Genomic DNA, 24,123 nt, shown 5'->3' with positions numbered 1-24,123 from the left:
TTCCCCCAAATGTGCGCGCCGATTCGGCTGCGGGCATGGCGGTCCATTAGCGAGGGTCAATGACAAGAAAATTACACTTGTTCAGTTAATGCTGAGATCAATGCCGACGGCGATGCTGCCCCCACACGGGCACCGATCCGACAAATCTCGCCAGAATTCCAAGCGATACGGCCATCAGGCCGATTTCGGCCAAAGCCGGGCACAGGATAACCGGCGCAAACGCCTGTGCAGTGCCGCGCGCGGTATTTGGATCGAAACCCAGCAGCTTATACCCTAGGAACAGCACACCCGTGGCAAGCGCGCCGCAAAGATTGAAGGGAAGATGGAAGCCCGCATAATAAGCGGCAGCCCGTGCCTCGCCTGCATCCGGGCCGCCATCAGCGTCCAGCCGACCGCCGAGGAGGACGCGCAGCGCCATGAAATCGACCGCTGAGAAAAGCCCGAACAGGACGCTCCACAGCATCAATGGCACCGGCTGATGCGGCGGCAAGGCGATCAGTGCGGCGGCCATCAGCAGATTGGCCCATAAGGTAATGCGCAACAGGACAGGCGCAGACAGATGCCGCCTCAGGCGGATCGCGACGACAATGCCAAGCGCCGCGCATAGCGCCTGCACCAGAACCCCGGTCGGCCCCCAAGCGCGCAGGCCAAGGCCGGACCCGGTGATATACAGATACCCCGTGCTGGTGATCGCGGTATGTGCGCCGTTGAGCGCGAACAGCGCCGCAAGCCGCCGATTTTGCGGGCTGGCATAGGGAATGCGCAACGGATCGAGCACCGTGCGCCATCGCCACGCGCGCGCCCTGGCTTGGCGATCAGGGACCAGCGCGATCAGAAACCCGTGGGTTATTGGCGTCGCGACGATGATCACCAGCAGCATCGCGATAACCGGCGACCGCAACAGCCCGGTCTGGGCGACGCCGATCAGGGAAAAGCCGATGCCCCCGGCAATGCCGAACAGCGTCCGCAGCCCAAAGACGCGGGCACGTCCGATCGCATTGGCGGAGACCTCCAACGCCCAGGCCCCATGGGTGACGTTGCAGACCGCCCAGCCCATCACCAGCCCGGTCAGCGCCAAAGCGATGGTGCCCACCCCGGTCGACCGCGTTGCCTGCAGCAGCATCGTTGCAGCGAGCACGATCACTACGGTGCCGCCCAGCATCCACGGCGCGCGATGCCCGATTCGCGCCGATCCACGATCGCACAACACCCCCATCATCACCTCTGCCGGGATCGAGGCGAAGTTGGCAAGGGTGACCAGCCACCCCACCACGCCGATGGTCAGCCCAAGCTCACACGACAAATACGGGGCGAGGAAACTGTGGCGGGTGAGGTCATATCCCGCAAACACGAAGGTCGGCAGCGACAGCGCCAACAATTGCGCGCGCGCGGGTACGCTTCGGTCATGCACGCTGAACATCCACAGTGCCGCGGTAGCGCGGGGATGTGCCGTTTCGATGACGGTCGGGCGATCAGTCCGCTGGGGTGGTGCGCCATGCCGACAGCGCCGCGAAAGCGCGGAGATAATAATCCCGCTCGGGCAGCTTGCGCGCCATCGCAATCATTTGCATCCCGAACAGGGCGATCGAGATGACTTGCCCGGTCGCGCGATCAAAGCCCGGGGAATCGACAATCCCCAGCGATTCCAGATCGACCGCGCGGATATTCTCCCCGCGCCGCCGCCGCATATCGAGTGCGTGCGGGACCAGGCTCGGCTCGCGCACGCTGGCCAATGCGATCATCGATGTCGCCTTGATCAGGTCGCGCGCGCTGCTGTCGTCATTGGGCGCGACATTCGCAGCGCGTGCGCGGTCTCGATAGAGGTGGAAGCGTTGGATGACCGCGTTCAGCCCAGCCACCACCAGCGCGCCGCGCGCGCCGAAATGATAGACCACGGTCGAGGCGGGAACGCCCGCCGCCAGCGCGACCGAACGGTGCGTGACCATGTCGATGCCCTGCGAGACGATCACCTGCGCGGCGCTGTCGGCAATGCGGCGGCGCTTCGGGTCGTCGAGATCGGTGGTCGGCTGATCGCGCGATTCGAGCGCGGCGATCAGTCGAGGGATCGCGTCGGCCGCATCGTCATCGACCGGTCGGGGAAACAGTCCGTCGGCAAAGCGGTGCAAGCAATGGAGCCGCAGCAAGGTGTATGCCGGGTTTGCGCCTGCGCCGAGCGCGAAACCGGCTTCGTCGAGAATATAGCCCAGCGCCAGATCCGCCAGCCCCGGTGATCCGAACACCAGCGTCGACCAGAACGCCCCGGCACGGTCCAGCCATGCGTCGAGCAATGGCGACGCCGTCGCCTGCAGGGCACGGTCATGCACCAGTTCGATCAGCAGCAATGCCTGGCTGCGACCGGTGTCGAGCCAGTCGCGAAACGCGATGTCGGTAAGCGTGGCACGCCCGCGCGGGCCCGTCGGCACGGCGGCCGCAAGATCCAGCCAATGCGCGAAGAAACGGCCATCGCGCGCGGCCGCTTCTTCGATTACGCGGTCGATCAATTGCTCCTTGCTGCCCATGCGCGCCGAAATGACCGAGACGCTCATGCCGATCTTCACGGCAAGCGGGCGCAGCGTCAGCTCGGACAGGCCCTGGCGAACGATGATGTCGAGCGCGGCATCGACGATCGTGTCCACGCCGATGCCATCCTGATTGGCCGAGTGCTTCACCTGCATGGGCATTCCGTATCGCACGTCGCGCGGCACGTCACGACCGAACCGGCGACTGTCCGCATTCTTGATTGCGCACGCCGTTATTTACACCGCGTCATCCAGCGAGAAGCGGTCGTCATCCTCGTCATAGGCGAAGACTTCGGCATAGCGGCCCCACAGGGTGACCGTGCGCAGCGTTTCCTCGGCATAATCGGGCGACATATGGTCTTCGAGTTCGTCGCGGAAGCGGCGCGCCGGGGCGGCGTGGCCGGCGCGTTCGTCGAGGATGCGCTTGATGTGCTGCGCGAGCGGGACGTGCGCGAGCAGGGCTTGTGCGAACAGCGCCTTGCGCGTGTCGACATCGGCCTCGGCATAGCGGCGCGCCGAGGGGGTGAGCTGGATGTTGGCACCCTGCAATTCGGCGAAGCGCAGCAATTGCAGCGTTTCCGCCATCGGGAACAGATCGTCGATTTCGAGCTGGAGTTGGTCGGCAAGGTCGGCCATCGCCGCGCGGCCGTTGAACGGGCTGGCATCGACTTCCTCGATCAGACCGGCAAGCGAGTTGGTCGAGACGCGCGGCAGCACCATCTGGATGCCGGTGCCGGGGAACACGCCGTCGCGCGCCGGTTCGGGCGCGGCGCGCGCGGTCATGCGGGCATAAATGTCATCGACCAGCGCGCGGAACGGCGGGTCGAGCCGGTCGCGCGGTTGCGGCAGATCGACCTTGATCTCGGCGGCGACGCGGCCGGGGTTGGACGAGAAGACGAGGATGCGGTCGCACATCAGCACGGCTTCCTCGATATTGTGCGTGACGATCAGGATCGACTTGATCGGCATGCGTCCTTCCGCCCACAGATCGAGCAGATCGGTACGCAGCGTCTCGGCGGTGAGCACGTCGAGCGCGGAGAAGGGCTCGTCCATCAGCAGCAGCGACGGGTTGACGACGATCGCGCGGGCCAGGCCGACGCGCTGGCGCATGCCGCCCGACAGTTCCTTGGGATAGGCGTTTTCGAAACCGTCGAGCCCGATCAAATCGATCGCGGCGAGCGCGCGGGTGCGGCGTTCCTCGGCGGGGACGCGCTGTGCCTCCAGGCCGAGCTCGACGTTCTGGAGGACGGTCAGCCAGGGGAAGAGCGCGAAGGTCTGGAACACCATGCTGACGCTGGGGGCGGCGCCGTTCTCGTCGGGCACGAAATCGATCGCACCTTCGTCGGGTTCGATCAGCCCCGCGATCGAGCGCAGCAGCGTCGATTTGCCCGAGCCGGAGCGGCCGAGCAGCCCGACCACTTCATTTTCGCGCAGCGTCAGGTCGACATCGTCGAGCACGAGCAGCCCGCCGCTGCCGGCCTTGCCGTAGCGGTGAGTGAGGTGTTCGACTTTCAGCAGCGTGTTTGCGGTGGCGGTGCGGGCGAGGGTGGCCATGGTCCGGGTCCAGTCTCTTGAAGGTCGAAGGTCAGGCGAGGCGCAGGCGGCGGTCGGCATAGGCATAAAGCGGGCGCCACAGGAAGCGGTTGAAGCCGATCACGAAGATCGACATCACCGCGATGCCGAGCGTCACGCGCGGGAAATCCCCGGCGGTGGTGGCCTTGGCGATATAGGTGCCGAGGCCATGCGCCTCGAGCCGCTCGCTGCCCCAGGACACCGCCTCGGCGACAATGCTGGCATTCCACGATCCGCCCGATGCGGTGAGCGCGCCGGTGACATAATAAGGGAAAATGCCGGGGATGGCGAGCGTGCGCCACCATTGCCAGCTGCGCACGCGGAACATGCCTGCCGCCTCGCGCAGGTCGTTGGGGATGGCGCTGGCGCCGGCGATGACGTTGAACAAGATGTACCACTGCGTGCCCAGCACCATCAGCGGCGACAGCCAGATGTCGATGTTGAGGTGCCAGTGGACGATCGCGATGACGGCGAAGGGGAACAGCACGTTGGCGGGGAAGGCGGCGAGGAACTGCGCGACCGGCTGCAGCCGCTCGGCCCAGCGCGGACGCAGGCCGATCCACACGCCGATCGGCACCCACACCAGGCTGGCCAAAGCGATCAGCACCAGCACGCGCGCCATGGTGATGAGGCCGAGGCCGAAGGCGGTGAACGCATCGTGCCAGGCGAGGTGACCGGCGACATAGCCGATCACCAGCCAGGCGGCGGCGAGCAAAGCGGCGGCGACCAAAGCGAGCCACAGGATCTGGCCGAGCGGGCTGCGCGCTTCGCGGCGGTGCGAGCGTTCGGCGCGGGCCGGGCGGCGGTCGATCGCCATCAGCAAGCGACCGAGCGCGGTGAAGGGGGCGAACAGCACGGGCAGCAGCTTGGTGCGGCGGAACAGATCATAGGCCCAGCTTTGCGGGCCGTCCTGCGAGGCGGTCTGTTCGAAGCGGAAGCGATCGGCCCAGGCGACGACGGGGCGGAAGACGAGCTGATCGTAGAGCAGGATCACCACCGCCATCGCCGCGACCGCCCAGCCAACCGCGCGGAAATCCTGCCGGTCGATTGCGAGCGCCAGCCACGATCCGATGCCGGGCAGCATGATCCGGGTATTGCCGACGCTGATCGCCTCGGACGCGACGACGAAGAACCAGCCGCCCGACATCGACATCATCGCGTTCCACACCAAGGACGGCGTGGCGAAGGGCAGTTCGAGGCGGATGAAGCGCCGCCACGGCGACAGCGCGAAACCGCGCGAGACTTCCTCCAGGTCGCTCGGCACCGAGCGCAGCGACTGGTAGAAGCTGAACGCCATGTTCCACGCCTGGCTGGTGAAGATGGCGAAGATTGCCGCCAGTTCGACGCCCAATTGCTGGCCGGGGAAGAGGCCCATGAAGAAGGTGACGGTGAAGGTCAGGAAGCCGAGGATCGGCACCGATTGCAGGATGTCGAGCGCAGGCACGATGACCATCTCGGCGCGCTTGCTCTTGGCGGCGAGGGTGGCGACGACGAAGGTGAAGACGAGCGATGCCGCAAGCGCTGCAAACATGCGCAGCGTGGTGCGGAGAGCATAAGCGGGCAGGTTCCACGGATCGAGCGCGACCGGGTCGAGCCGGAGCTGCGACAGCGGCTGCGCGACGCCCTCCGCCCCGCGCACGATGAGCACGCCGAGACCGGCAAGCAGCAGGAAAGCGATGGCGTCGGCCCAGCTTGGCGTCGTGACGCGCCAGAAGCGCGAAAAGGGCCGCACACCCCGGGCAATCTGGGGCATCTCACGCATTGTCTCACCTCACACGGGCGGCCGTCGACGGCCACCCGGGGCGAGACTGATCGGATCAGGCTCGGCCGGGCGCCCCCGACGGCGCATATTGTCGACTACTGTCGCTTGGCATTTGCTTGTTTGATCCTGAGTGTCGGCGATTCGGCCGACGTCGGGCGATTGCTCCCGCACTGCAGCATTGTCAATCGCGGGCGGAGCGGGGGCTTTCGATCGCTGCGCTTTATGGATTCTTCACGGAAATGGGGTGCGATCGCCGGGGACTTTTTACGGCATGGGGGCGCATTCCGCTGCCATCATGACCCACCTTCCCGAACATAGCATTGGCGGTCCCCGGCGGCGTTTGCGGACGCAGCCGCGTCGCGCGGCCGCAGCCCCCCGCTTGCGCTGCCGCGATGCGCGCTGGCCCGCGGTTGCTGCGGCCTTGTCAGCCTTGCGGGCGACCAAACGCTGCAGCGTGCGCATCATCGATACCGATTGCGGCACGGGTACGCTGCTGCTGTGCGCGGCGCGGCATGCGCGGATGCTGGGCTTCACGGCGATCGAGGTGCTGGGCATCGATGACGCCGAGGCGCTGGTCGAGCGCGCCCGCGTGGCGGCGAGCGGGGTGCGCGATCCGGCGATCGGCTTGACCTTCGAGACGCGCGATCTGGCGAGCGCGCTGGGCGACGAGGCCGATTTCCCCGCCGACATCGTGCTGTGGCACGGTGCGGCGGGGTGCAGCTGCGATGCCGTGCGTGCGGTCGAATGTGCCGGGCGCACGCTGATCGCCGAACCGGCGGTGGCGGCATGAGGCAGCGGGATCTGGCGTGGCGCGGGGTCGGCGCGGTCGCCTTTGCCTTTGCCGCTGCGATCGGGCTGGCCGACCGCATGGACGGCGGCAGCCTGCTCGCCTTACCCGCCTTTGGTGTGGCGCTGATCGGCCTGGTGCTGATCGTGCAGGGCAAGCGCGTCGCCGCTGCGGTGCGGGTGGAGCGGAGCCGCCACCGCGCGCTGCTCGCGGCGATCCGCGCGCGACGGGCGAGGCGCTCGGGCGAGGCAAGGCGCTGACGGCGGCGGCGGGCGTTTAGGCATGGCGTAGCTTTTGGCGCGTTGGTATGCGCAACCCTCGGCCAACGATTTCGGGGGAATGGCGCATGGTAGGAAGCGGGCACTGGCCGATCGCGATCGCGCTGGTGTCGGCGAGCGCGTCGGGTGCTTCCGCGCAGACCGCGCTCAGCTTCGATGCGGCGCAGGCGCGCTATGATCGCAGCTCGCACACCATCAGCGCCGCCGATCACGGTGTCGAGGCGGCGCGCGCGGCGGCGGATGCGGTGCGCACGCTGCACCGGCCGATCGTCACCGCATCGGTGCAATATCTCGAATATCAAAAGAGCCTGTCGGTCGATGTGAGCGGCCCCAAGGCGACGACGCTGGGCAACACGCAGACGTTCCTGGCGGCGCTGCCCGCGAGCGTGCCGCCCGCTTACCAGCAGATCGCCGCCGACATTAGCGGGCGGCTGTCGCAGGCGCTGCCGGGGCTGTTCAACGCGATCCCCGACCAGCTCAGCTATCGCTTCCGCGACGATGTGCTGCGCCCGACGGTGCAGGGGGCGTTGCCGCTCTATACCGGCGGCGCGATCCCGGCGATCCAGCGCGCGGCGCAAGGCGGGGTGGCGATGGCGGAGGGGCGGCGCGCGCAGGCGCTCAACCTCGCGCGGATCGACCTGATCCGCGCCTATTTCGGACAACAGGCAGCAGCGGGCTTGCTCGAGTCCGCGCGGCGCAGCCGCGATGCGTTGGACGCGGTTTTGTCGGATTCGCGCAAGCTGGAGGCGGCGGGGGTGATCCCGCATGCGCGCACGCTGGAAGTGGAGGTGGCGCGCGACACCGCCGAGCGCGTCTATCAGCGTGCCGATTTGTCCTATGCCAGCGCGCGCGACGATCTGGCGCGGCTGCTCGATCTGGAGACGGGCGTCGCGCCGACCACGGCGCTGTTTGTGCAGACGCGTCCGCTTGCGCCGGCACAGGCGTTCCTGGGCAATGAAGGCAATGTGCCGGAGGCGCGCACCGCCGATGGCGGGCGGCAAGTCGCCGATGCGGGGGTCGCGCTGGCGCGCTCGCAGCGGTTGCCGCAGGCTTATGCCTTTGGCGAATATAATTTCAACCAATCCAACGCCTTGCCGATCGAACCCGATTGGACGGTCGGGGTTGGCGTGCGCTATACGATCCTCTCCAATATCGGGCGCAAGCATAGCGAGGACGCCGCGCGCGCCACCGCCGCCGCCGCCGCCGACACTGCGGCTGAAGCGCGCAAGACTGCCACCGGCGCGACGATGCGCGCCTACAATCTGGTCGAGGCGGCGCGGCGGTCGTTCGTGCTGCTCGACAGCAGCATCACCGCCGCGCGCGAGAATCTGCGGGTGCAGACGGTCGCGTTTCGCGAGGGCGAGGGGACGGCGACGCCGGTGATCGCGGCGCAGGCGGCGCTGGATGCGGCCGAGGCGCAGCGCATTTCGGTGGCGTATGAATATGATCTGGCGCTGGCCGGGCTGCTGGCATCGTCCGGGCGGCTGGATGAATTTAGCGGCTATCTCGCGCGCGCCGACCAGCGCCTTGTCTATGGAGCCGGGCAATGACCGATACCGCATCCGAAACCCCCGCCCCAAGCCGCCGCGCGCGCATCCTGCTCTATGTCGGGCTGGCGCTGGTCGCGGTGATCGTCGCGGTCGGGCTGTTCCTTGCCAGCCGCCCGGCACCGGAACAGATTCAGGGCATGGTCGAGGCGGACAGCGTGAATGTCGCGACCAAGACGCTGGCGCGGGTCGACCGGCTGTTGGTCGACGAGGGCGCGCGCGTTGCGGCGGGGCAAGTGCTGGCGACGCTGTCGAGCCCCGAACTCGGCAATGCCGAACGCCAGGCGCAAGGCGCGCTCGATACGGCGCGGGCGTTGCAAGCGGTGGCGCAAGCGGGCGCAAGGAGCGAGGATGTCGGGTCGCTGCGCGCGATCTGGCAATCGGCTCAGGCTGCCGCGAACCTTGCCGCCACTTCCAGCAAGCGCGCCGATACGCTCTATGCCGAGGGCGTGATCGCCGCGCAGCGCCGTGACGAGGCGCATGCCGCGCGCGACAGCAGCATGCGCTCGGCCGAGGCGGCGCGGCTGCAATATGAGAAGGCGCTGGCGGGCACGCGCAGCGAGGACAAGCAAGCCGCCGCCGCGCAAGTGCGCATCGCCGAGGCGGGCCTTTCGACCGCGCAGACGCTGGTGGCGGAGACGAAGCTGGTATCGCCGATCGGGGGCGAAGTGGCGCGCAAGCTGTTGCAACCGGGCGAGATCGTCAGCCCGATCCTGCCCGCCTATCAGGTCACCGATATCGACCATCCCTGGGTCGCGATTACGGTGCGCGAGAGCCAATATGGTGGGCTGGCCGTGGGGCGGGTGCTGACGGGGCATGTCCCCGCGCTCAACCGCGATGTACGTTTCCGCGTCGCCTATATCGCGCCCGAGGCCGAATTCGCCACGATCCGCGCGACGCGCCAGTCGAGCGGCTATGACGTGCGCTCCTTTTCGGTGAAGCTGCGCCCGGCCGAGCGCGTGCCGGGGCTGCGGCCGGGGATGAGCGTGCTGTTCGACTGGCCGCGATGAGCGGGCTGCGCCGCGCGCTCGGGGCCGAGCTGGCGCATTTGGCGCGCGATCGCTTCGATCTGGCGCTGCTAACGCTGCTGCCGTTGCTGTTCCTGCTCGTCATGGGCGGGATGCTGTTTGCGGGCGTGCCGCAGGGGCTGGGCGTGCGCATCGTCGACCAGGACCACAGCGCCGTGTCGCGCGCGGTGATCCGCGCGATCGCGGCGTCGGATACGGTGCGTGTGGCCGGTGTCGGCAGCGATCTGGCCGAGGCGTTCGCGGCGGTGCGGCGCGAACAGGCGGTGGCGGTGGTGGTGCTGCCCGCCGGGCTGGGTGATGGCCGCGCCCGCGCCGCGCCGCGCTCGGTCGAGATCTTCTACCAGACGGCGTTTCTGTCGACCGGCGCGCTCGCCTCCACGCGGTTGCAATTGGCGGTCACCACCGAACTGGCGCGTCATGCGCTTGCGCAGTCCGGTTTGAGTGGGGCCGCCTTGCTCCACGCGCCGCCGCCGGGGGTTGAGGTGACCGTGCTCGGCAATCCCGGCGCGAGCCTGGAATGGTATCTCGGGCTGCTGATCGGCCCGGCGCTGCTGCATCTGCTGATCGCGGTGACGACGGCGGCATCGCTGGGGCGGGAATTGGAGGACGGATCGCTGGCCGTGTGGGCGCGGCGGGTCGGCAGTCCTGCGGCGGCGCTGGTCGGGCGTTTCCTGCCGCATGTCGTGATCGGCACGCTGTGGCTGTGCCTGTGGCTGTTGTGGCTGACGCTGGGGCAGGGGTATCGCTTCGGCGGCGAGATCGTCTTGGTGGCGGTTGGCGGAGTGCTGCTGTTCACCGCCACCGCCGCGATGTCGGCGCTATTGATCGCGCTGACGGGCGAAGTCGCGACGAGCCTGTCGGCGAGTGTGATCTATGCTGGATCGGCGCTGGCCTATTCGGGCGCGTCGTTGCCGCTCAACGGCGGTATTCTGTTCGCGCGGGTGTGGAGCAGCGTGCTGCCGCTGACGCACTATGTGGCGCTGGAGATGGATCAGACGATCGGGGTTAGCCTCGCGACCTGGGGTCGGCAGGCGGCGGTGCTGGCGCTGGTGCCGCTGGTCGCGGGCGGCGCGGCGCTGCTGGTGATCCGCCGGCAAATGCGGCGCGCGGCATGAGCTTTCGCCAGGCTTTCGAAGGCGCACTGCTGGAGATCCTGCGCACGCGCGATCTGGTCGCGGTCGCCGTGATCTCGGTGCTGTTCTACGCCTTTTACTATCCTGCGCCTTATGCCCATCAGGTGGTCGAGCGGTTGCCGATCGTGGTGGTCGATGCCGATCATAGCGCGCTGTCGCGCGCGATCGTGCGTCAGCTCGACGCCGCGCCCGAGGTAACGATTGCCGAGGAAGCGCCCGACATGGCGACCGCCACGGCGCTGGTGCGGGCGCGTAAGGTGGAGGGCGTGTTGCTGCTGCCGCGCGGGCTGGCGAGCGGGCTAATGCAGGCGCGGCCCGGCACCGGCATCGCCTTGTGGCTGAACGGCGCGTATTTGCTGCGCGCCGAGGCGGTGGGCAAGAGTATCGCCGGTGCGATCACCGCGACCGTGCAGCAGCGCCTTGCCGGGGTGCCGCAAATCCAGGCCTTGTCGAACGTGTCGGTCGTCACCCGGCCGTTGTTCAACACCACCGAAGGCTATCGCGACTATGTCTTTCCAGCGGTCGCCAATGTCATCCTCGAACAGACGCTGCTGTTCGCGGTGGCGCGGCTGATTGCCGAGCGGCGGCGCAAGGGGCTTTGGGTGCCGGGCGCGCGCGCTTTTGCCGGGGTGTGGGCGGGCTGCGCCACCATCGGGACGCTGGCGGGCGGGCTGTATTTCGGGCTGGTATTCTGGCTGCAGGATATCCCCCATGGCGGGAATATCCCGGCGCTGGTGTTGGTGGTGCCGCTGTTTGCGGCCACGGTGGCGGCGCTCGGGATGCTGGTCGGCAGCCTGGTGCGCAACGGCGACGATGCGCTGAAGTTGCTGATCCCGACCTCGATCCCGTTTGTGTTCCTGTCGGGCTTCGCCTGGCCGCTGGTGGCGATGCCTTTATGGGTGCAGGCGCTGGCGTGGACGATCCCGGTGACGCCCGCGACCCATCTGTTTGTGCCGCTCAACCAGATGGGTGCGACGCTTGGCGAAGTGTCGGGTGCGCTGGCGGTGCTGGCGGCGCAACTGGCGTGCTTCGGTGCGCTGGCGGCGCTGCGGCTGGCGAGACACGCAAAGGTTGGGGGCGGTGCGGCGGTTTGATCTTGCGAGGCGAACCAGCCGCACCGTCGTTCCGGCCCAGTCTCAAAGGGGCGCGGCGGTGCGTTGCGTATCCGTGATGTGAACGCCGTCCTTCGCCCAGTTGGCGCGGGTGCGGCACGGGTCGGGCGGCGTGCCCGGGCGCGGATCGGCGGGCGACGCGTCGGCGAAGAAGCGAATGCAATAGACATCTCGGTCCGCTTTATAGGTTACCCGGTAGGTTTCGGTGATGGTGCTTCGGCGTGGCGCAGAGTGCGGTGACGCGGCGACGGCGGCGAGTGCGATCAGGTGGGCGGTCAGGCTCATGGCGGATCTCCAAGCGACCGGGGCATGGATTTGCCGCCGCCCGCTTCGGAGTCCATGCGAGAAGTGTGCCATATGACCAACACACCAGATTGCGTGACGGCCGTGGCCGTTTGCGAGGGTGTGGCGTGGTCCACTTTCCCGATCCTTGGTTCGTGACGCCAATGTGTAGAAGGAGCGTACCCCGAGAGGATCGCGCAGTCGGGGGTGTCGGCGCGGATGCGGGGCCGACCATTTACTGGACAATCAGCGGCGGCGAGACTGGTCGCGGCCCGGCGTCGTCGCATCGCTCTGACGCAATAGGTCGTCAATAAGATCGCCTATAGATCGGACAATATACTTGAGCGAAATACGAATATGCTGTAATTAATACGTGCTTGATCGACTCGTGATATCGGCAGGCCAGTCCGCTTCAAATAGAGTATATTTGATATCCCACGGCTATCGCATAGCCCGTGGCGTTAACGCGTGACCTTTTTAAAAGAACGATAAAAATCGGTTTTAATCCGTAACCCTAGGAAAGGATGTCGACTATGACCGTCTACAATATCCAAAATCAGTGGGGCGGTTCGTCCGCACCGTGGCACGACGGTGGGGTGCTCAACATCGGAAACCGCGCAGACCAATTGCCCACCGCACTCCATATTCAATCCGGCGATGGCGGACTGAGCTTCACCGGTACGATGACGTATCAGGGTGAGGGGCCGATCGGCCTGCGCGCAACGCGCGTGACCGAAAATTGCTACCAGGCCGAAAACCAATGGGGTGGCAACGACGCCCCGTGGCACGATGCGGGCCTGTTCCTGCTCGGCGCGCGCGATGGCCAGAATGCGGTGGCGTTCGACCTGACGTCCAAGGACGGTCAGACGGTGACGGGCACGATGACCTATGCGGGTGAAGGCCCGATCGGCGTCAAGGGCACCAAATCTCCCGGTCTCGCCTTCAACGCCACCAATCAATGGGGCGGCAGCGGGGCTCCGTGGCATCAGGGCGGCCAGTGGGTGATCGGGTGCCGGCCGGACCAGCCAGTGGTTGGCCTCGAAGTGTCGAGCCACGACAATGGCAAGACGCTGACGGGTACGATGACCTATAAGGGCGAAGGTCCGATCGGCTTCCGCGGCACGCGCACGATGGCCAACACCTACAGCGTGGTGAACCAATGGGGCGGCAACGACGCACCCTGGCATCCGGGTGGTGAATGGGTGCTCGGCTGCCGCGGCAAGCAGGGCGTCGTCGCGATCAGCGCCAAGGGCGACGGTGCGAACCTGAACGGCACGATGATGTATGCCGGGGAAGGTCCGATCGGTCTCGCGCTGGTGCCGAGCGTCGCCAAGGTCCACGCCACGGCGTGAAGATGACGGCCGCTCCCCGGCACGACCGGGGGGCGGCATGTCGTGGGTGCGATCGCAATCGTGCCGGGTCTTGGCTGTTGTGTGACGAAATGTTGCTGGGGATCGGGGTAGGATCGCTCGGACCGCTGTGTGCGTTGACGCTGCTGAAGCGCGTCCCTACCGAAACGGACACATGAAACCTTGCCTGACCCCACGCCGATGACGACTGCCCCCACTATCGTCCTGGTCGAGGACGACCCCGCGCTACGCACGCTGACCACGCGGGCGTTGCAGGAGCATGGCTATACCGTCCGCCCCGCCGCCTCCGCGCCCGAAATGTGGCTGGCGATGGACGCCGGGCCGGTCGACCTGGTGCTGCTCGACATCATGTTGCCGGGCACTGACGGTATCGAGCTGTGCCGGCGCTTGCGGCAGAAGAGCAATGTGCCGATCATCTTTATCAGTGCCCGCGCGAGCGAAACCGATCGTGTCGTCGGACTGGAGCTGGGGGCGGACGATTATCTTGCCAAGCCGTTCGGCACGCGCGAACTGACCGCGCGCATCCGCGCCGTGCTGCGCCGGACCGAGGCCCCGCGCGACACGCAGGATCGCGAGGAAGGCGTGCGCCGCTTCGACGGCTGGACGGTCAGCTTGCCGCGGCGCGAATTGCAGGCACCGAGCGGCGCGGTGGTCGATCTGACCGGGGCGGAGTTCGATCTGCTGGTCAGCCTGCTCGACCATGCCGGCCGCGTGATCGCGCGCGAACGGCTGATCGAACTGTCGCGCACGCGTATGGGGGACAGCACCGATCGCAGCGTCGACGTGCTGGTCAGCCGCTTGCGCCGCAAGCTGACGACCGAGGGCAGCGCGCCGCCGATCGTGACGGTGCGCGGGGTCGGCTATATGTTCAACACCACGGTCGAGCGTTCTTGAGGCGTTTCGTGCATCCCTCGCTCGGGCTGATCGGGCGGGTCGTGGCGATCCTGCTGCTCGCGATGCTCGTCGAATTTACCATGAATGCCGTGCTGTACGAGCGCGCCAGCCAGTTTTCGGTGCGCGACGATGTCGGGCGGCGGCTGGCCGAACATCTGGTGATCGCGCGGCGGCTGACGATGGATACGCCAGTGGCCGAGCGCCCGGCGATGGCGCGGCGCCTGTCGACCCCGCATTACACGATGGCATGGAGCGCCACCGCGCCCGCGCCGACCGACCCCGCGCTTACCCAGATGCGCGCGCGCGTGCTCAGCTGGGAACCGGTGCTGCGCTCAGGCGATTTGCGGCTCCACCTCGATACGATCGGTGAGGATGCCTATGTCGCGGGGGCGAGTGCGCTGCCCGATGGGAGCTGGCTGCACTTCCGCACGGTTGAGCCGATCGACAGCCTGGACGAATCGTATAGTCGCATCCTGATCGCCTTCGCCATCGCGGGCGGCGTGATGGTGCTGGGCGGTGCGCTGATCGGGCGGACGCTGCGCCCGATGCGGCAATTGGCGGATGCGGCGGACCGCTTCGGCACCGCCGAGCCGCGGCCCTTGGTCGAGGAGGGGCCGGGCGAGGTGCGCCGCGTCATCACCGCGTTCAACCGAATGCAGGCGCGCATCCAGCAACTGATCGCCGATCGGACCCAGGCGCTGGCGGCGGTGGGGCATGATATCCGCACCCCGCTGGCGCGGCTGCGGTTGCGCGCGGAGGGCGTCTCGGTCGAGCCGCTCCGCGACGAAATTTTGGGCGACGTGGCCGAGATGGATGCCATGGTCGCATCGCTGCTTGCCTTTCTCGGTGGCGAGGATGACCCCGAAAAACCCGTGCTGGCCGATCTCGCCGTATTGTGCGCGACGCTGGCCGACGATGCTGCGGATCACGGGCGCGAGGTGCATTATGTCGGCCCATCGCATCTCGAGCATCGCTTCCGCCCGCTCGGTATGAAGCGCGCGCTGACCAATCTGGTCGAGAACGGCCTGCACCACGGATCGGTGGTGACGATCGCGCTCTCCGCCACTGCGCGTGACGTAATTTTGCGGGTCGAGGATGACGGGCCGGGTATTCCGGAAGACGCCTTGCAGAGCGTGCTGGAGCCGTTCGTCCGGCTCGATACCGCGCGTCGGCGCGATACGCTGGGGCTGGGGCTGGGGCTGGCGATCGTGGTGCGACTGGTCGACCTGGAAGGCGGCGCGCTACGCCTCACCAATCTGCCCGAAGGCGGCCTGCGTGCGGAAATCCGCCTGCCACGTTGATCGGAAACGCTTCCTTACAAAAGTGCCGCGTTGCAGCAAAACGCAGTTCGTATCTGATCCTGTGAAGCCCGCGCAGCCCCCGCGCGGTGCAAGCAGGAGCCAGGTTCATGAACGAGCTGATCGGTCGCGTCTTCGACTTTCAGAAGTCGGTGTTCCCCAATCAGAGCGCGCTCTACGCGAACCTCGCCGTCAACGGCCAGCGGCCAAAAGCGCTGATCGTGTCGTGCGCGGATTCGCGCGTGGTGCCCGAGGAAATTCTGCAGGCCGCCCCCGGCGATCTGTTCGTCTGCCGCAATGCCGGCAATATCGTTCCCCCGTTCAGCAACGCCAATGGCGGTGTGACCTCGACGGTTGAATATGCCGTCATGGCGCTGGGGGTGCGCGACATCATCGTCTGCGGTCATTCCGACTGCGGCGCGATGAAGGCGTTGATGAACCCGTCGTCGCTGGAAACCATGCCCAATGTGGCGGCGTGGTTGCGCCATAGCCATGCGGCGCATTCGGTGGTGAGCGATGCCTATCCCGATCTTGACGGCCACGATCAGGTGCGCGCGGCGGCGCTGGAAAACGTCGTGGTGCAGATCGCGCATCTGCGCACGCATCCGGCGGTCGCCTCGGGCATCGCGCGCGGCGAGCTGGCGCTGCACGGCTGGTTCTTCGACATTCATCAGGGTGCGGTGTTCGCGCTCGATGGCGGCACGGGCCGCTTCGAGCAGATCCGCGACGATCGCCCGATGCCGGTCGCCTTGCCCGCGCAGCAGCGCCTTGCTTCGGGCGTATCCTATCTGGAGGCGGCTGAATGAGCTTCGCCGGTTTCAAATTGCCGACGCTGGCAGTGGCTTCGCGGGATTTTACCGCGTCGATCGTCGTGTTTCTGGTGGCGATGCCCTTGTGCATGGGCATCGCCATCGCGTCTGGTGTGCCGCCTGAAAAAGGCCTGATCACTGGCATCATCGGCGGCATCGTCGTGGGGGCGCTGGCCGGTTCCCCCTTGCAGGTCAGCGGCCCCGCCGCTGGCCTTGCCGTCGTCGTGTTCGAGCTGGTCCGTGACAAGGGCCTGTCGGCACTGGGGCCGATCCTGATCCTCGCCGGGTTGATTCAGCTTATTGCCGGCATCCTCAAGGTCGGCGGCTGGTTCCGTGCGATCTCGCCCGCCGTCGTCCACGGCATGCTCGCCGGGATCGGCGTGCTGATCGTCGTCGGCCAGTTCCACGTGCTGTTCGATGCGCGGCCCTTGCCGAGCGGCATCCAGAATCTGCTCGCCATTCCCGGCCGTTTGTTCGGGTTGTCGGCGACCAACGTCTCGGGCGTCGAACAGGCGTTCATGATCGGCCTGTTGACGATCGCGGCGATGCTGGGCTGGGAACGCTTCCGCCCGGCTGCGCTGAAGCAAGTGCCAGCAGCGCTCGTCGGCGTTATGGTCGGCACGCTGACCGCGTTCAGCCTCGGCCTCACGATCGACCGCGTCGATGTGCCGCAATCGATCGTCGCCGCCGTCGCGCTCCCCGCGCCGGACTTCCTGGCCCAGTGGATCGACCCGTCGATCATCGTCGCAGCGCTTGCCATCGCCTTCATCGCCAGCGCGGAGACGCTGCTGTCGGCGGCGGCGGTCGACCGGATGCACAATGGCGTGCGCACCGATTACAATAAGGAACTGCGCGCGCAGGGCATCGGCAATTTGCTGTGCGGCGTGGCGGGCGCCTTGCCGATGACCGGCGTGATCGTGCGCAGCTCGGCCAACGTGCAGGCGGGCGCGACGACGCGGCTCTCGACGATGCTGCACGGAATCTGGATTCTGGGCTTCGTCGCGTTGCTGCCGTGGCTGCTGCGCGAAATCCCGATGGCGGCGCTGGGCGCGATCCTGGTGGTGACCGGGGTTCGGTTGGTCAGTCTCGCGCACGTCCGTCACCTGTTCCACAGCTATGGCGTGTTGCCAGCGCTGATCTGGGCGGTGACGCTCGTGGCGGTGGTGGCGGAAGATTTGTTGACCGGCGTGCTGGTCGGCATCGCGCTCTCGCTGCTCGAACTGGTGCCGCATGTGCGTCGCCTGGGCCTGAAGGTCGAAATGCCCGATGAGACGCAAGGGCGCTGCATGGCGCTGGCGGGCAGCGCGACCTTCGTGACCTTGCCCAAATTGTCGGACACGCTGGATGCACTGCCGATGGATGGGCCGACGTGCCTCGACGTGTCGCGGCTGACCAAGGTCGATCATACCTGCGCCGAATTGCTCAAGGAATGGCTCGCGCGGCGGCGTGCGGCCGGGCATCCGGTCGAATTGACCGGTGCGTCCTACAAGCTCGCCACGATGACCGCGTAGCAAGCAACGCTTCGTTACAAAGCGGCAAGATCGCGGCACCACCGCGACGCTACACCAGAACTCCCGAGGTCGACCGCTCCCCATCGCATCCCCCAATCCGGCGATGAGAGGAGCGGCGGCACCGGACCGCAGGCGGGAACCCACCACCACTTCAAAGGGGGATCCCATGTATCGATTCACGTTCGCCGCCGCGCTCGCGCTGATCGCCAGCCCCGCCGTCGCGCAGGACACGGGCGGAGACACCGCACCGCCACCGCCGTTCAAGGTATCGGGCAGCGTCGCGCTCGTCTCCGACTATCGCTTCCGGGGCGTGTCCCAATCCGACAAACAGATCGCGCTGCAGGGCGGCATCACCGTCACCCACGAAAGTGGCCTCTACGCCAGCACCTGGGCCTCGAACCTTGCCGGCTGGGGCACCTTTGGCGGTGCCAATCTCGAGCTCGATCTGGTCGGCGGCTATAAGCGCCCGCTCGCTGGCGGCACGATCGATGTCGGGCTGACCTGGTACATGTATCCCGGAGGTGCCGCTCTCACCGATTTCGCCGAACCCTATGTCAAAGTGAGCGGCACGCTTGGTCCGGCGACCTTGCTGGCGGGTGTCGCCTATGCGCCAAAGCAAAAGGCGCTGGGCAATTTCTCCAACACGGCCGAAAGCCGCGGGCAGTCCCAGGACAATCTCTATCTGTGGGGCGATGGCAGCGCGGGCATTCCCGGCACGCCCGTCACCGCCAAGGCACATATCGGTTATTCCAAGGGCAATCCCGGGCTGGGGCCGAACGGCACCAGCGTGGCACCGACGGGGAGCTATTGGGACTGGCTGCTGGGGGTCGATTATGTTGTCGGCCCGGTGACGCTGGGCGTCGCTTATGTCGACACCGACATCAGCCGCGCGAAATCGGCCTATCTCCTGCCGAACTTCTCCTCGACCAAGAACGGATCGTCGATCGCGGGCAGCAAGGTGGTGTTCAGCGTTTCCGCCGCCTTCTAACGACGGATTATGGCCGCCGGGGCAGGAACCCCGGCGGCCAATATGGTTCAGGCAGCGTCGACCAGCACGATCTCGCTATCCTCGATCGCGGTTACCCGCAGCACCGCTTCATCGCGGATCGCCGCACCGTCGCGGGCGTTGACGCGCACGCCGTCAATCTCGATCGCGCCCGTCGCGGGGACGAGATAGCCGCGCCGATCCTTGCCGAGCGGATATTCGGCGGTCTCGCCCGCCTTGAGCGTGGCACCGACAACGCGGGCGTCGGTGCGGATCGGCAGCGCATCGCCATCCTCGGCAAAGCCGCTCGCCAGCACCACGAACTGTCCGGCGCGATCGCCCTTGGGGAAGGGGCGGGCACCCCAGCTTGGCTTCTCGCCACCGCGCGTCGGCTGGATCCAGATCTGGAAGATCCTGGTGGTGATATCCTCCTTATTATATTCGGAATGGGTGATGCCCGTGCCGGCACTCATCACCTGGACATCGCCCGCCTCGGTGCGGCCGAGATTGCCGAGATTGTCCTGGTGCGTGATCGCGCCTTCGCGGACATAGGTGATGATCTCCATGTCGCGATGCGGATGCGGCGGGAAGCCGGTCTGCGGGGCGATCGTGTCGTCATTCCACACCCGCAAATTGCCCCAATTGGTGCGCGCCGGGTCGTAGTAATTGGCGAAGGAGAAATGGTGCTTGGCATCGAGCCAACCGTGATTGGCACCGCCGAGGCTGGCATAAGGGCGAAGGTCGATCATGGCGCAAACTCCTGTGCTGCGGTGGACTGGCAGGGTGCCGGTCCGTCCGTCGATGACAGGGATATAGAGCGGCTCGACTTCGCTGCTCAGTCGGATAAAGTGCATCGAAACGTTCGAGAAAGTTGATATGCACAATCCCGGTACGCCAACCCTGGACCAGCTCCGCGTGTTTCTGGCCGTGGTCGATACCGGCAGTTTTGCCGCTGCCGGGCGCAAGCTCAACCGCGCGGTGTCGGTCATCAGCTATGGCATCGCCAATCTCGAGGCGCAATTGGGCGTGCTGCTGTTCGACCGGGAAGGCACGCGCAAGCCCAAGCTGACCGAGGCCGGGCGCGCGGTGCTGGCCGAGGTGCGCAGCGTCGCGCAGGGCATCGACGGTCTTCGCGCCAAGGTGAAGGGGCTGCTCGACGGGCTGGAGGCCGAGGTGCATCTGGCGGTGGACGTGATGCTGCCCGCGCAGCGGCTGGGCAAGGTGTTACGCGCCTTCGCTGCCGCCTACCCCACGGTCACGCTGCGCTTGCATGTCGAGGCATTGGGAGCAGTGGTCGCTTTGGTGCAAGATGGGGAAGCGGTGGTCGGCATCTCCGGGCCGCTGGCGGCTGGGCGTGTGGGGATCGAAGCGGTGACGGCGGGATCGGTGCAGATGGTGCCGGTCGCCGCGCCCGACCATCCGCTCGCGCGGATGACGCCGATCCCGCCCGGCGCAGGGCGCGATTTCGTGCAACTCGTGTTGACCGATCGCTCGCCTTTGACCGAGGGGCGCGACTTTGCGGTGATGAGCCCGCGCACCTGGCGGCTGGCCGATCTCGGCGCGAAACATGAATTGCTGCGCGAGGGGATCGGCTGGGGCAACATGCCGCTGCCGCTGATCGAGGGCGATCTGGTGGCCGGGACGCTGGTGAGGCTGGCGATGCCCGAACAGCCGGGCGGGATCTATCGTTTTTCGGGCATCTGGCGGCGGGACGTGCCGCCCGGCCCGGCGGCATCCTGGCTGCTCGACCAGTTCGTCGCGCAGGGCCGCGAGGATGCCGAGCTTCCGGGCGTTCCCGACGTGTGAGAACCGGTTACCCCGCCAGCGGTCGCCTCGCATCGGGATGCAGCGTGCAGGCGATCGTCCCACCCAGAATCAGTGCCCCTGCCACTGCGAGCGGCACAGCCAGCCCGTATCGCACCAGCACCGCGCCGAGCGCAGCGCCCAGCAAGATCGCCACCACCGCGGCGATCCGCCGCGCCCAATTGGGGTTGCTGCCGCCCGCCAGTGTCGAATCGGCGGCGAGGCCGGTGATCGTGAGCGTCAGCACCGTGGTCGTCAGGTCGGGCACCTTCAATTGGCGGATCGTGGCGTTGCGGTAGCCCATTGCGACCGCCGTCAGCGCGATGATCGCAAACAACTGCCATTCGGGCGTCAGCGTCGCCGGATCGAAGCCGAGGGCGATGATCGCCGCAGCCCACAGCAAAACCGCCTCGATCAGCGCCGACCAGAGCAGCCAGTGACGCAGCGGGCGGTTGGTGTGGAAGCGCCCGGTGCGCCCGGCGAGGAACGCGCCGAGCATGAAGGTGGCGATCGCGATCAGATAGGGCGCGACGGTGAAACCGGGCGTGCCCACAGCGGCGAAGCCGAGAAAGACGATGTTCCCGGTCATGTTCGCGGTGAACACCTTGCCCAGCCCGAGCACGCTGGTCGCATCGACCAGGCCGGTGGTGAAGGAGAGCAACAGCAACAGCGGCGGCAACAGAGCGGGTTGGGGAGGCGTGGGGGTGGCCATTGTCATCATCCTTCAGAAACGGAAGTCGCTTTCAAGACCCAGCATCGTGATCGTCCGCGCGGGGCCTGTCTCGCGGATGAAGGTGCCGGGCGCGAAGGCGGAGAGCGAGGCGGAAAAGCTCAGCTCGCGCGTCGCCTGCCATGCAACCGTCGCTTCGATCTCCTTGCCGATGAAGCGCGCGCGCGACCTGCCCGGCGCGCGGATCAGCCGACCGGGAATATCATACACCCCATCCGCCAGCGAGGCACGCCAATAGGCCATGCCGGCTAGGCTCGCCGTGACACCGTTGCCAAATGTGCCGGACACTTGCGGGTTGAGGTTGATCAGATTGTACGGTCCGACCGGGGACAGCTCGCCGAAATATTTGCCCTTGGGGAAGAGCGCGTTGAAGGTGCCAAGGTGGTGGTCATTGGGGTTGCCGTCACCACTCGCATAATCGAGGCGGACTTGCAGATCGGGGGCGAAGCGGATCTTGGGGAAGTGCCGCCCGACCTCGCTGCCAAGCGTCCACGCGCCGATCGAGCCATCGGCGAAGCGGCCGAATTGCGCCACGCCCTCGACATTCCAATGCCAGGTGGTGACATCGCCGAACCAGCGCGCACCGATGCTGTGACGCAGCTCGCGCGCCGTCACGCCGCCGAAGGTCGCCTGGGTGTTGCGATAGCCCAAATAGTAGAGATCGACCCCGCTGCGTGGACGTTTGACCGAGCCATAGGCCCCCCACAGCGCGCGGGTGCGGGAACGACGATCGTCGAAGCTGCCGAGTCCCGGCTCGACCGGGCGCACCGCGATCAGGCTGAGCGTCGCGCCGCCAAGCGAGGCAAGTCCGCGAAATCCATCAAAGGCGAGCGGGACATTGGGGCCGTAGCGCGTGCCGACCATCCGCTCGGTGCCGAGCGAGAGCATCTGTCGCCCCGCGCGCAGCGTGAGACCGGTCGCATCCGGGTCGCCGGTATGCGCCTCGCCCAGCCGCACATCGACAAAGCCCTGCAGCAGATCGGTGCGGGTCTGGTCGATCGGCGAATTGCTGGGGCGCACGCCGATCGCATAAGCGGCGATCGGTTCGACAAAGGCGCGGACGCGGCCGACATGCAGATCGGCATAAGGCATGGCGCGCAGCCACAGATAGCCATCATTGGGGGCCGCGCCGCCGCCCCAGAGGTTGTTGTGATAGTCCTCGTTGCGCAGCCGCAGTTCGAGCCCGGTCGAAACATAGCTGTCGGTGCCGAGCGCGATGTAGTTGAACTGCTCGGTCCAATGCCCGGTGCGCTGGGCGGGGTCGGCGAGCGTCGACCAATCCTCGTCATAGCGCGTCGTGGTCAGCGTCGGCGGTTTCCAGGCGTCGCTCGACTGCGCCACGGCTGGGCTGGCGGTGACGAATGTTGCCAGAAGAACCGCGCGGCGCATCTTAGCGCCGCCGGGCCGCGACCATCGCCACCATCACGAACGCGGCAACCAGGCCGAGATGCTCGAAAAAGTCGTTGGTCGCGATGAAGCGCGCTTGCCCCTGCAGCGCCCAGAACGGGCTGGCGATGAAGGCGGTGAGCAAGGTGAACACGCCCAGCGCCCCGGCTGCGAGCCAGACGAAGCGCCCCCACAGGATCAGCACCGATCCGACCAGTTCGACCAGCAGCGTCAGCGCTGCGGTCAGTTCGGGCGGATGCACGCCGAAATGCACTTGCTCCGCCACCGCCGAGGGCCAGTTGCCCAGCTTGGCCACGCCGCCGATGAGATAGGCGCTGAGCAACGCCAGCCGCACGACGAACCAGGTCGGTGGCCAATCGAGGATCGCGGTGACGAAGCGTGGGGTTTCGTGCCCGGTCATCGCGCGGTCTGGCTGTGGATTTCGGCGATATAGCCGCCGGGGAAGCGCACGATCGCCGATTGGCGATCGGCTTCGGCATGCGCCGGGACCAGCGTCTCGACGCCCGCCGCCTGCGCCCTGGCGAGCGTGGCGGGAAGGTCCGCAACGGCATAGCCGGTCATGTCGCGGCCATAGGGCCAGGGCAGTTGGCCGTTGGAAACCATCACCGTCATGTCGCCATAGCCCGAGGTCAGGCGAATGCGGCGATAGGCAGTGCCCGGCTGGCCGATCTCGACGCCGGGCGCGGCCTTCTCATCCGACACCGTCCTGGCGTGCGCAAAGCGGGTCCAGCTTTTGACGAAGGCATCGGCACGGTCTGCGGTCAGATAGACGCGGTTTTCGGGCACGGTCACCAGCGTGGGATAATTGGGCTTGGTGGTGTGCCAATAGAGCTGCATGTTCACGCCGCCCGGCCATTGCACGACGGCATCGCGCCCGATCGGATCGGGGAAGGTGGTGATCAGCCGCGCCGCGCCGGATGCCACGGCCGCATCGACCGCCGCATCCATGTCGCTGACCAGATAGCCGTTACGCTCGACCCCGAAGGGGTAGGGGATGGGCGTGGTGAAGCCGAACACCGACACCGACCCCGCCTGGGTCAGCACCAGTTGCGACCAGGTCTTGCTCGTGGTCGGGGTGACCTGAAACGCGCCCTTCTTGGTCGTCGTGCCGCCGAAAGTAGCGATCAGGCTGGTGACGAAGCGATCGAAATCCTCGGGCGCGACATAGACGTGCGTCGTGTCATATTGCGGGCCGACGGCATAATCGGCGGTGACGGCTTCGCGCGCCAGCGCAGGGGCGACAGGGGCGGTGCCGAGCATCAGCGCGGCGAGGAAGAGCGGCAGGCGTTTCATGGC

Annotated in this window: 23 protein-coding genes; 13 read left to right on the top strand and 10 right to left on the bottom strand. The window is 66.9% G+C overall.

Annotated features, from left to right (window positions below; genetic code table 11):
* Nucleotides 1–97: 97 nt before the first annotated feature.
* From ACP7BY_RS01950 to ACP7BY_RS01935, 4 genes are all read right to left on the bottom strand, one after another.
* Nucleotides 98–1,411, bottom strand: a complete 1,314-nt coding sequence (locus ACP7BY_RS01950; RefSeq protein WP_171010546.1) for an MFS transporter — start codon at nucleotides 1,409–1,411, stop codon at nucleotides 98–100.
* 61 nt (nucleotides 1,412–1,472) lie between these two features.
* Nucleotides 1,473–2,675: a TetR family transcriptional regulator gene (locus ACP7BY_RS01945; protein ID WP_171010547.1), complete on the bottom strand. Its 1,203-nt coding sequence runs from the start codon at nucleotides 2,673–2,675 to the stop codon at nucleotides 1,473–1,475.
* 81 nt (nucleotides 2,676–2,756) lie between these two features.
* Entirely contained in the window at nucleotides 2,757–4,073 is a 1,317-nt protein-coding gene (locus tag ACP7BY_RS01940) for an AAA-associated domain-containing protein (RefSeq protein ID WP_137902922.1), read from the bottom strand.
* A 31-nt stretch (nucleotides 4,074–4,104) separates the two neighbouring features.
* Nucleotides 4,105–5,844: an ABC transporter permease gene (locus ACP7BY_RS01935; RefSeq protein ID WP_033966752.1), complete on the bottom strand. Its 1,740-nt coding sequence runs from the start codon at nucleotides 5,842–5,844 to the stop codon at nucleotides 4,105–4,107.
* A 304-nt stretch (nucleotides 5,845–6,148) separates the two neighbouring features.
* Between ACP7BY_RS01935 and ACP7BY_RS01930 the strand changes: the two genes are divergently transcribed.
* The 6 genes from ACP7BY_RS01930 to ACP7BY_RS01905 all read left to right on the top strand — a co-directional run bounded on the left by ACP7BY_RS01930 (nucleotide 6,149) and on the right by ACP7BY_RS01905 (nucleotide 11,720).
* Nucleotides 6,149–6,643, top strand: coding sequence for an SAM-dependent methyltransferase (locus tag ACP7BY_RS01930; RefSeq protein ID WP_137902923.1), 495 nt, complete (start codon nucleotides 6,149–6,151; stop codon nucleotides 6,641–6,643).
* Nucleotides 6,640–6,900, top strand: a complete 261-nt coding sequence (locus ACP7BY_RS01925) for a hypothetical protein (protein ID WP_137902924.1) — start codon at nucleotides 6,640–6,642, stop codon at nucleotides 6,898–6,900. Before ACP7BY_RS01930 ends, ACP7BY_RS01925 begins: the two co-directional genes overlap by 4 nt.
* Before the next feature lie 86 nt (nucleotides 6,901–6,986).
* Nucleotides 6,987–8,468, top strand: coding sequence for a TolC family protein (locus tag ACP7BY_RS01920; protein WP_033966543.1), 1,482 nt, complete (start codon nucleotides 6,987–6,989; stop codon nucleotides 8,466–8,468).
* On the top strand, nucleotides 8,465–9,475 hold the full coding sequence (locus tag ACP7BY_RS01915) for an HlyD family secretion protein (protein WP_052192489.1): 1,011 nt from the start codon (nucleotides 8,465–8,467) through the stop codon (nucleotides 9,473–9,475). Before ACP7BY_RS01920 ends, ACP7BY_RS01915 begins: the two co-directional genes overlap by 4 nt.
* Nucleotides 9,472–10,608: an ABC transporter permease gene (locus ACP7BY_RS01910; RefSeq protein WP_137902925.1), complete on the top strand. Its 1,137-nt coding sequence runs from the start codon at nucleotides 9,472–9,474 to the stop codon at nucleotides 10,606–10,608. Before ACP7BY_RS01915 ends, ACP7BY_RS01910 begins: the two co-directional genes overlap by 4 nt.
* The gene (locus ACP7BY_RS01905; RefSeq protein ID WP_126848700.1) at nucleotides 10,605–11,720 is read left to right on the top strand and encodes an ABC transporter permease; all 1,116 of its coding nucleotides are present in this window, start codon (nucleotides 10,605–10,607) and stop codon (nucleotides 11,718–11,720) included. Before ACP7BY_RS01910 ends, ACP7BY_RS01905 begins: the two co-directional genes overlap by 4 nt.
* A gap of 42 nt (nucleotides 11,721–11,762) precedes the next feature.
* On the opposite strand, the gene ACP7BY_RS01900 is transcribed toward ACP7BY_RS01905, so the two are convergent.
* The gene (locus tag ACP7BY_RS01900) at nucleotides 11,763–12,023 is read right to left on the bottom strand and encodes a hypothetical protein (protein ID WP_052192490.1); all 261 of its coding nucleotides are present in this window, start codon (nucleotides 12,021–12,023) and stop codon (nucleotides 11,763–11,765) included.
* 530 nt (nucleotides 12,024–12,553) lie between these two features.
* Between ACP7BY_RS01900 and ACP7BY_RS01895 the strand changes: the two genes are divergently transcribed.
* From ACP7BY_RS01895 to ACP7BY_RS01870, 6 genes are all read left to right on the top strand, one after another.
* A complete protein-coding gene (locus ACP7BY_RS01895) occupies nucleotides 12,554–13,372 on the top strand; it encodes a lectin OAA family protein (protein WP_137902926.1) in 819 nt (272 codons plus the stop codon).
* 198 nt (nucleotides 13,373–13,570) lie between these two features.
* Nucleotides 13,571–14,284, top strand: a complete 714-nt coding sequence (locus ACP7BY_RS01890) for a response regulator (RefSeq protein WP_033966545.1) — start codon at nucleotides 13,571–13,573, stop codon at nucleotides 14,282–14,284.
* Nucleotides 14,281–15,585: an ATP-binding protein gene (locus ACP7BY_RS01885; RefSeq protein ID WP_033966547.1), complete on the top strand. Its 1,305-nt coding sequence runs from the start codon at nucleotides 14,281–14,283 to the stop codon at nucleotides 15,583–15,585. Before ACP7BY_RS01890 ends, ACP7BY_RS01885 begins: the two co-directional genes overlap by 4 nt.
* Nucleotides 15,586–15,692: 107 nt before the next feature.
* On the top strand, nucleotides 15,693–16,388 hold the full coding sequence (locus ACP7BY_RS01880) for a carbonic anhydrase (RefSeq protein ID WP_010403597.1): 696 nt from the start codon (nucleotides 15,693–15,695) through the stop codon (nucleotides 16,386–16,388).
* On the top strand, nucleotides 16,385–17,902 hold the full coding sequence (locus ACP7BY_RS01875) for a SulP family inorganic anion transporter (protein WP_052192491.1): 1,518 nt from the start codon (nucleotides 16,385–16,387) through the stop codon (nucleotides 17,900–17,902). The genes ACP7BY_RS01880 and ACP7BY_RS01875 overlap by 4 nt, the downstream gene beginning before the upstream one ends.
* 166 nt (nucleotides 17,903–18,068) lie before the next feature.
* Nucleotides 18,069–18,890 carry a TorF family putative porin gene (locus ACP7BY_RS01870; protein WP_137902927.1) on the top strand — a complete coding sequence of 274 codons (822 nt, stop codon included), beginning with the start codon at nucleotides 18,069–18,071 and terminating at the stop codon, nucleotides 18,888–18,890.
* A gap of 47 nt (nucleotides 18,891–18,937) precedes the next feature.
* Here ACP7BY_RS01870 and ACP7BY_RS01865 read toward each other — a convergent pair whose 3' ends face one another.
* Nucleotides 18,938–19,636, bottom strand: coding sequence for a pirin family protein (locus ACP7BY_RS01865; RefSeq protein ID WP_033966568.1), 699 nt, complete (start codon nucleotides 19,634–19,636; stop codon nucleotides 18,938–18,940).
* Between the two features lie 127 nt (nucleotides 19,637–19,763).
* On the opposite strand from ACP7BY_RS01865, the gene ACP7BY_RS01860 reads away from it, so the two are divergent.
* Nucleotides 19,764–20,693: a LysR family transcriptional regulator gene (locus ACP7BY_RS01860; protein ID WP_033966548.1), complete on the top strand. Its 930-nt coding sequence runs from the start codon at nucleotides 19,764–19,766 to the stop codon at nucleotides 20,691–20,693.
* A gap of 7 nt (nucleotides 20,694–20,700) precedes the next feature.
* Here the strand turns inward: ACP7BY_RS01860 and ACP7BY_RS01855 are convergent, their stop codons facing one another.
* The 4 genes from ACP7BY_RS01855 to ACP7BY_RS01840 are packed head-to-tail and all read right to left on the bottom strand — an operon-like array spanning nucleotide 20,701 to nucleotide 24,120.
* Nucleotides 20,701–21,402 carry a YoaK family protein gene (locus ACP7BY_RS01855; RefSeq protein ID WP_137902928.1) on the bottom strand — a complete coding sequence of 234 codons (702 nt, stop codon included), beginning with the start codon at nucleotides 21,400–21,402 and terminating at the stop codon, nucleotides 20,701–20,703.
* A gap of 12 nt (nucleotides 21,403–21,414) precedes the next feature.
* Entirely contained in the window at nucleotides 21,415–22,809 is a 1,395-nt protein-coding gene (locus ACP7BY_RS01850; RefSeq protein ID WP_033966550.1) for an alginate export family protein, read from the bottom strand.
* A gap of 1 nt (nucleotide 22,810) precedes the next feature.
* The gene (locus tag ACP7BY_RS01845) at nucleotides 22,811–23,227 is read right to left on the bottom strand and encodes a DoxX family protein (RefSeq protein WP_033966552.1); all 417 of its coding nucleotides are present in this window, start codon (nucleotides 23,225–23,227) and stop codon (nucleotides 22,811–22,813) included.
* Complete coding sequence (locus ACP7BY_RS01840) at nucleotides 23,224–24,120, bottom strand: glyoxalase (RefSeq protein WP_137902929.1); 897 nt, start codon at nucleotides 24,118–24,120, stop codon at nucleotides 23,224–23,226. The genes ACP7BY_RS01845 and ACP7BY_RS01840 overlap by 4 nt, the downstream gene beginning before the upstream one ends.
* Nucleotides 24,121–24,123 lie beyond the last annotated feature (3 nt).

This window comes from Sphingomonas sp. PSPC2-2 (assembly GCF_049897725.1).
GTDB lineage: Bacteria > Pseudomonadota > Alphaproteobacteria > Sphingomonadales > Sphingomonadaceae > Sphingomonas.
The sequence above is the reverse complement of the archived record's forward strand: the minus strand, read 5'-3'. Positions and strand labels throughout refer to the sequence as shown.

Bases quoted from the DNA above. Each gene is read 5' to 3' on its own strand.
- ACP7BY_RS01905 (WP_126848700.1), top strand. From the start codon at position 10,605: ATGAGCTTTCGCCAGGCTTTCGAAGGCGCACTGCTGGAGATCCTGCGC.
- ACP7BY_RS01860 (WP_033966548.1), top strand. From the start codon at position 19,764: ATGCACAATCCCGGTACGCCAACCCTGGACCAGCTCCGCGTGTTTCTG.
- ACP7BY_RS01910 (WP_137902925.1), top strand. From the start codon at position 9,472: ATGAGCGGGCTGCGCCGCGCGCTCGGGGCCGAGCTGGCGCATTTGGCG.
- ACP7BY_RS01865 (WP_033966568.1), bottom strand. From the start codon at position 19,636: ATGATCGACCTTCGCCCTTATGCCAGCCTCGGCGGTGCCAATCACGGT.
- ACP7BY_RS01930 (WP_137902923.1), top strand. From the start codon at position 6,149: ATGACCCACCTTCCCGAACATAGCATTGGCGGTCCCCGGCGGCGTTTG.
- ACP7BY_RS01900 (WP_052192490.1), bottom strand. From the start codon at position 12,023: ATGAGCCTGACCGCCCACCTGATCGCACTCGCCGCCGTCGCCGCGTCA.
- ACP7BY_RS01845 (WP_033966552.1), bottom strand. From the start codon at position 23,227: ATGACCGGGCACGAAACCCCACGCTTCGTCACCGCGATCCTCGATTGG.
- ACP7BY_RS01895 (WP_137902926.1), top strand. From the start codon at position 12,554: ATGACCGTCTACAATATCCAAAATCAGTGGGGCGGTTCGTCCGCACCG.
- ACP7BY_RS01915 (WP_052192489.1), top strand. From the start codon at position 8,465: ATGACCGATACCGCATCCGAAACCCCCGCCCCAAGCCGCCGCGCGCGC.
- ACP7BY_RS01935 (WP_033966752.1), bottom strand. From the start codon at position 5,844: ATGCCCCAGATTGCCCGGGGTGTGCGGCCCTTTTCGCGCTTCTGGCGC.
- ACP7BY_RS01840 (WP_137902929.1), bottom strand. From the start codon at position 24,120: ATGAAACGCCTGCCGCTCTTCCTCGCCGCGCTGATGCTCGGCACCGCC.
- ACP7BY_RS01890 (WP_033966545.1), top strand. From the start codon at position 13,571: ATGACGACTGCCCCCACTATCGTCCTGGTCGAGGACGACCCCGCGCTA.
- ACP7BY_RS01870 (WP_137902927.1), top strand. From the start codon at position 18,069: ATGTATCGATTCACGTTCGCCGCCGCGCTCGCGCTGATCGCCAGCCCC.
- ACP7BY_RS01850 (WP_033966550.1), bottom strand. From the start codon at position 22,809: ATGCGCCGCGCGGTTCTTCTGGCAACATTCGTCACCGCCAGCCCAGCC.
- ACP7BY_RS01945 (WP_171010547.1), bottom strand. From the start codon at position 2,675: ATGCAGGTGAAGCACTCGGCCAATCAGGATGGCATCGGCGTGGACACG.
- ACP7BY_RS01940 (WP_137902922.1), bottom strand. From the start codon at position 4,073: ATGGCCACCCTCGCCCGCACCGCCACCGCAAACACGCTGCTGAAAGTC.
- ACP7BY_RS01875 (WP_052192491.1), top strand. From the start codon at position 16,385: ATGAGCTTCGCCGGTTTCAAATTGCCGACGCTGGCAGTGGCTTCGCGG.
- ACP7BY_RS01925 (WP_137902924.1), top strand. From the start codon at position 6,640: ATGAGGCAGCGGGATCTGGCGTGGCGCGGGGTCGGCGCGGTCGCCTTT.
- ACP7BY_RS01855 (WP_137902928.1), bottom strand. From the start codon at position 21,402: ATGGCCACCCCCACGCCTCCCCAACCCGCTCTGTTGCCGCCGCTGTTG.
- ACP7BY_RS01880 (WP_010403597.1), top strand. From the start codon at position 15,693: ATGAACGAGCTGATCGGTCGCGTCTTCGACTTTCAGAAGTCGGTGTTC.
- ACP7BY_RS01920 (WP_033966543.1), top strand. From the start codon at position 6,987: ATGGTAGGAAGCGGGCACTGGCCGATCGCGATCGCGCTGGTGTCGGCG.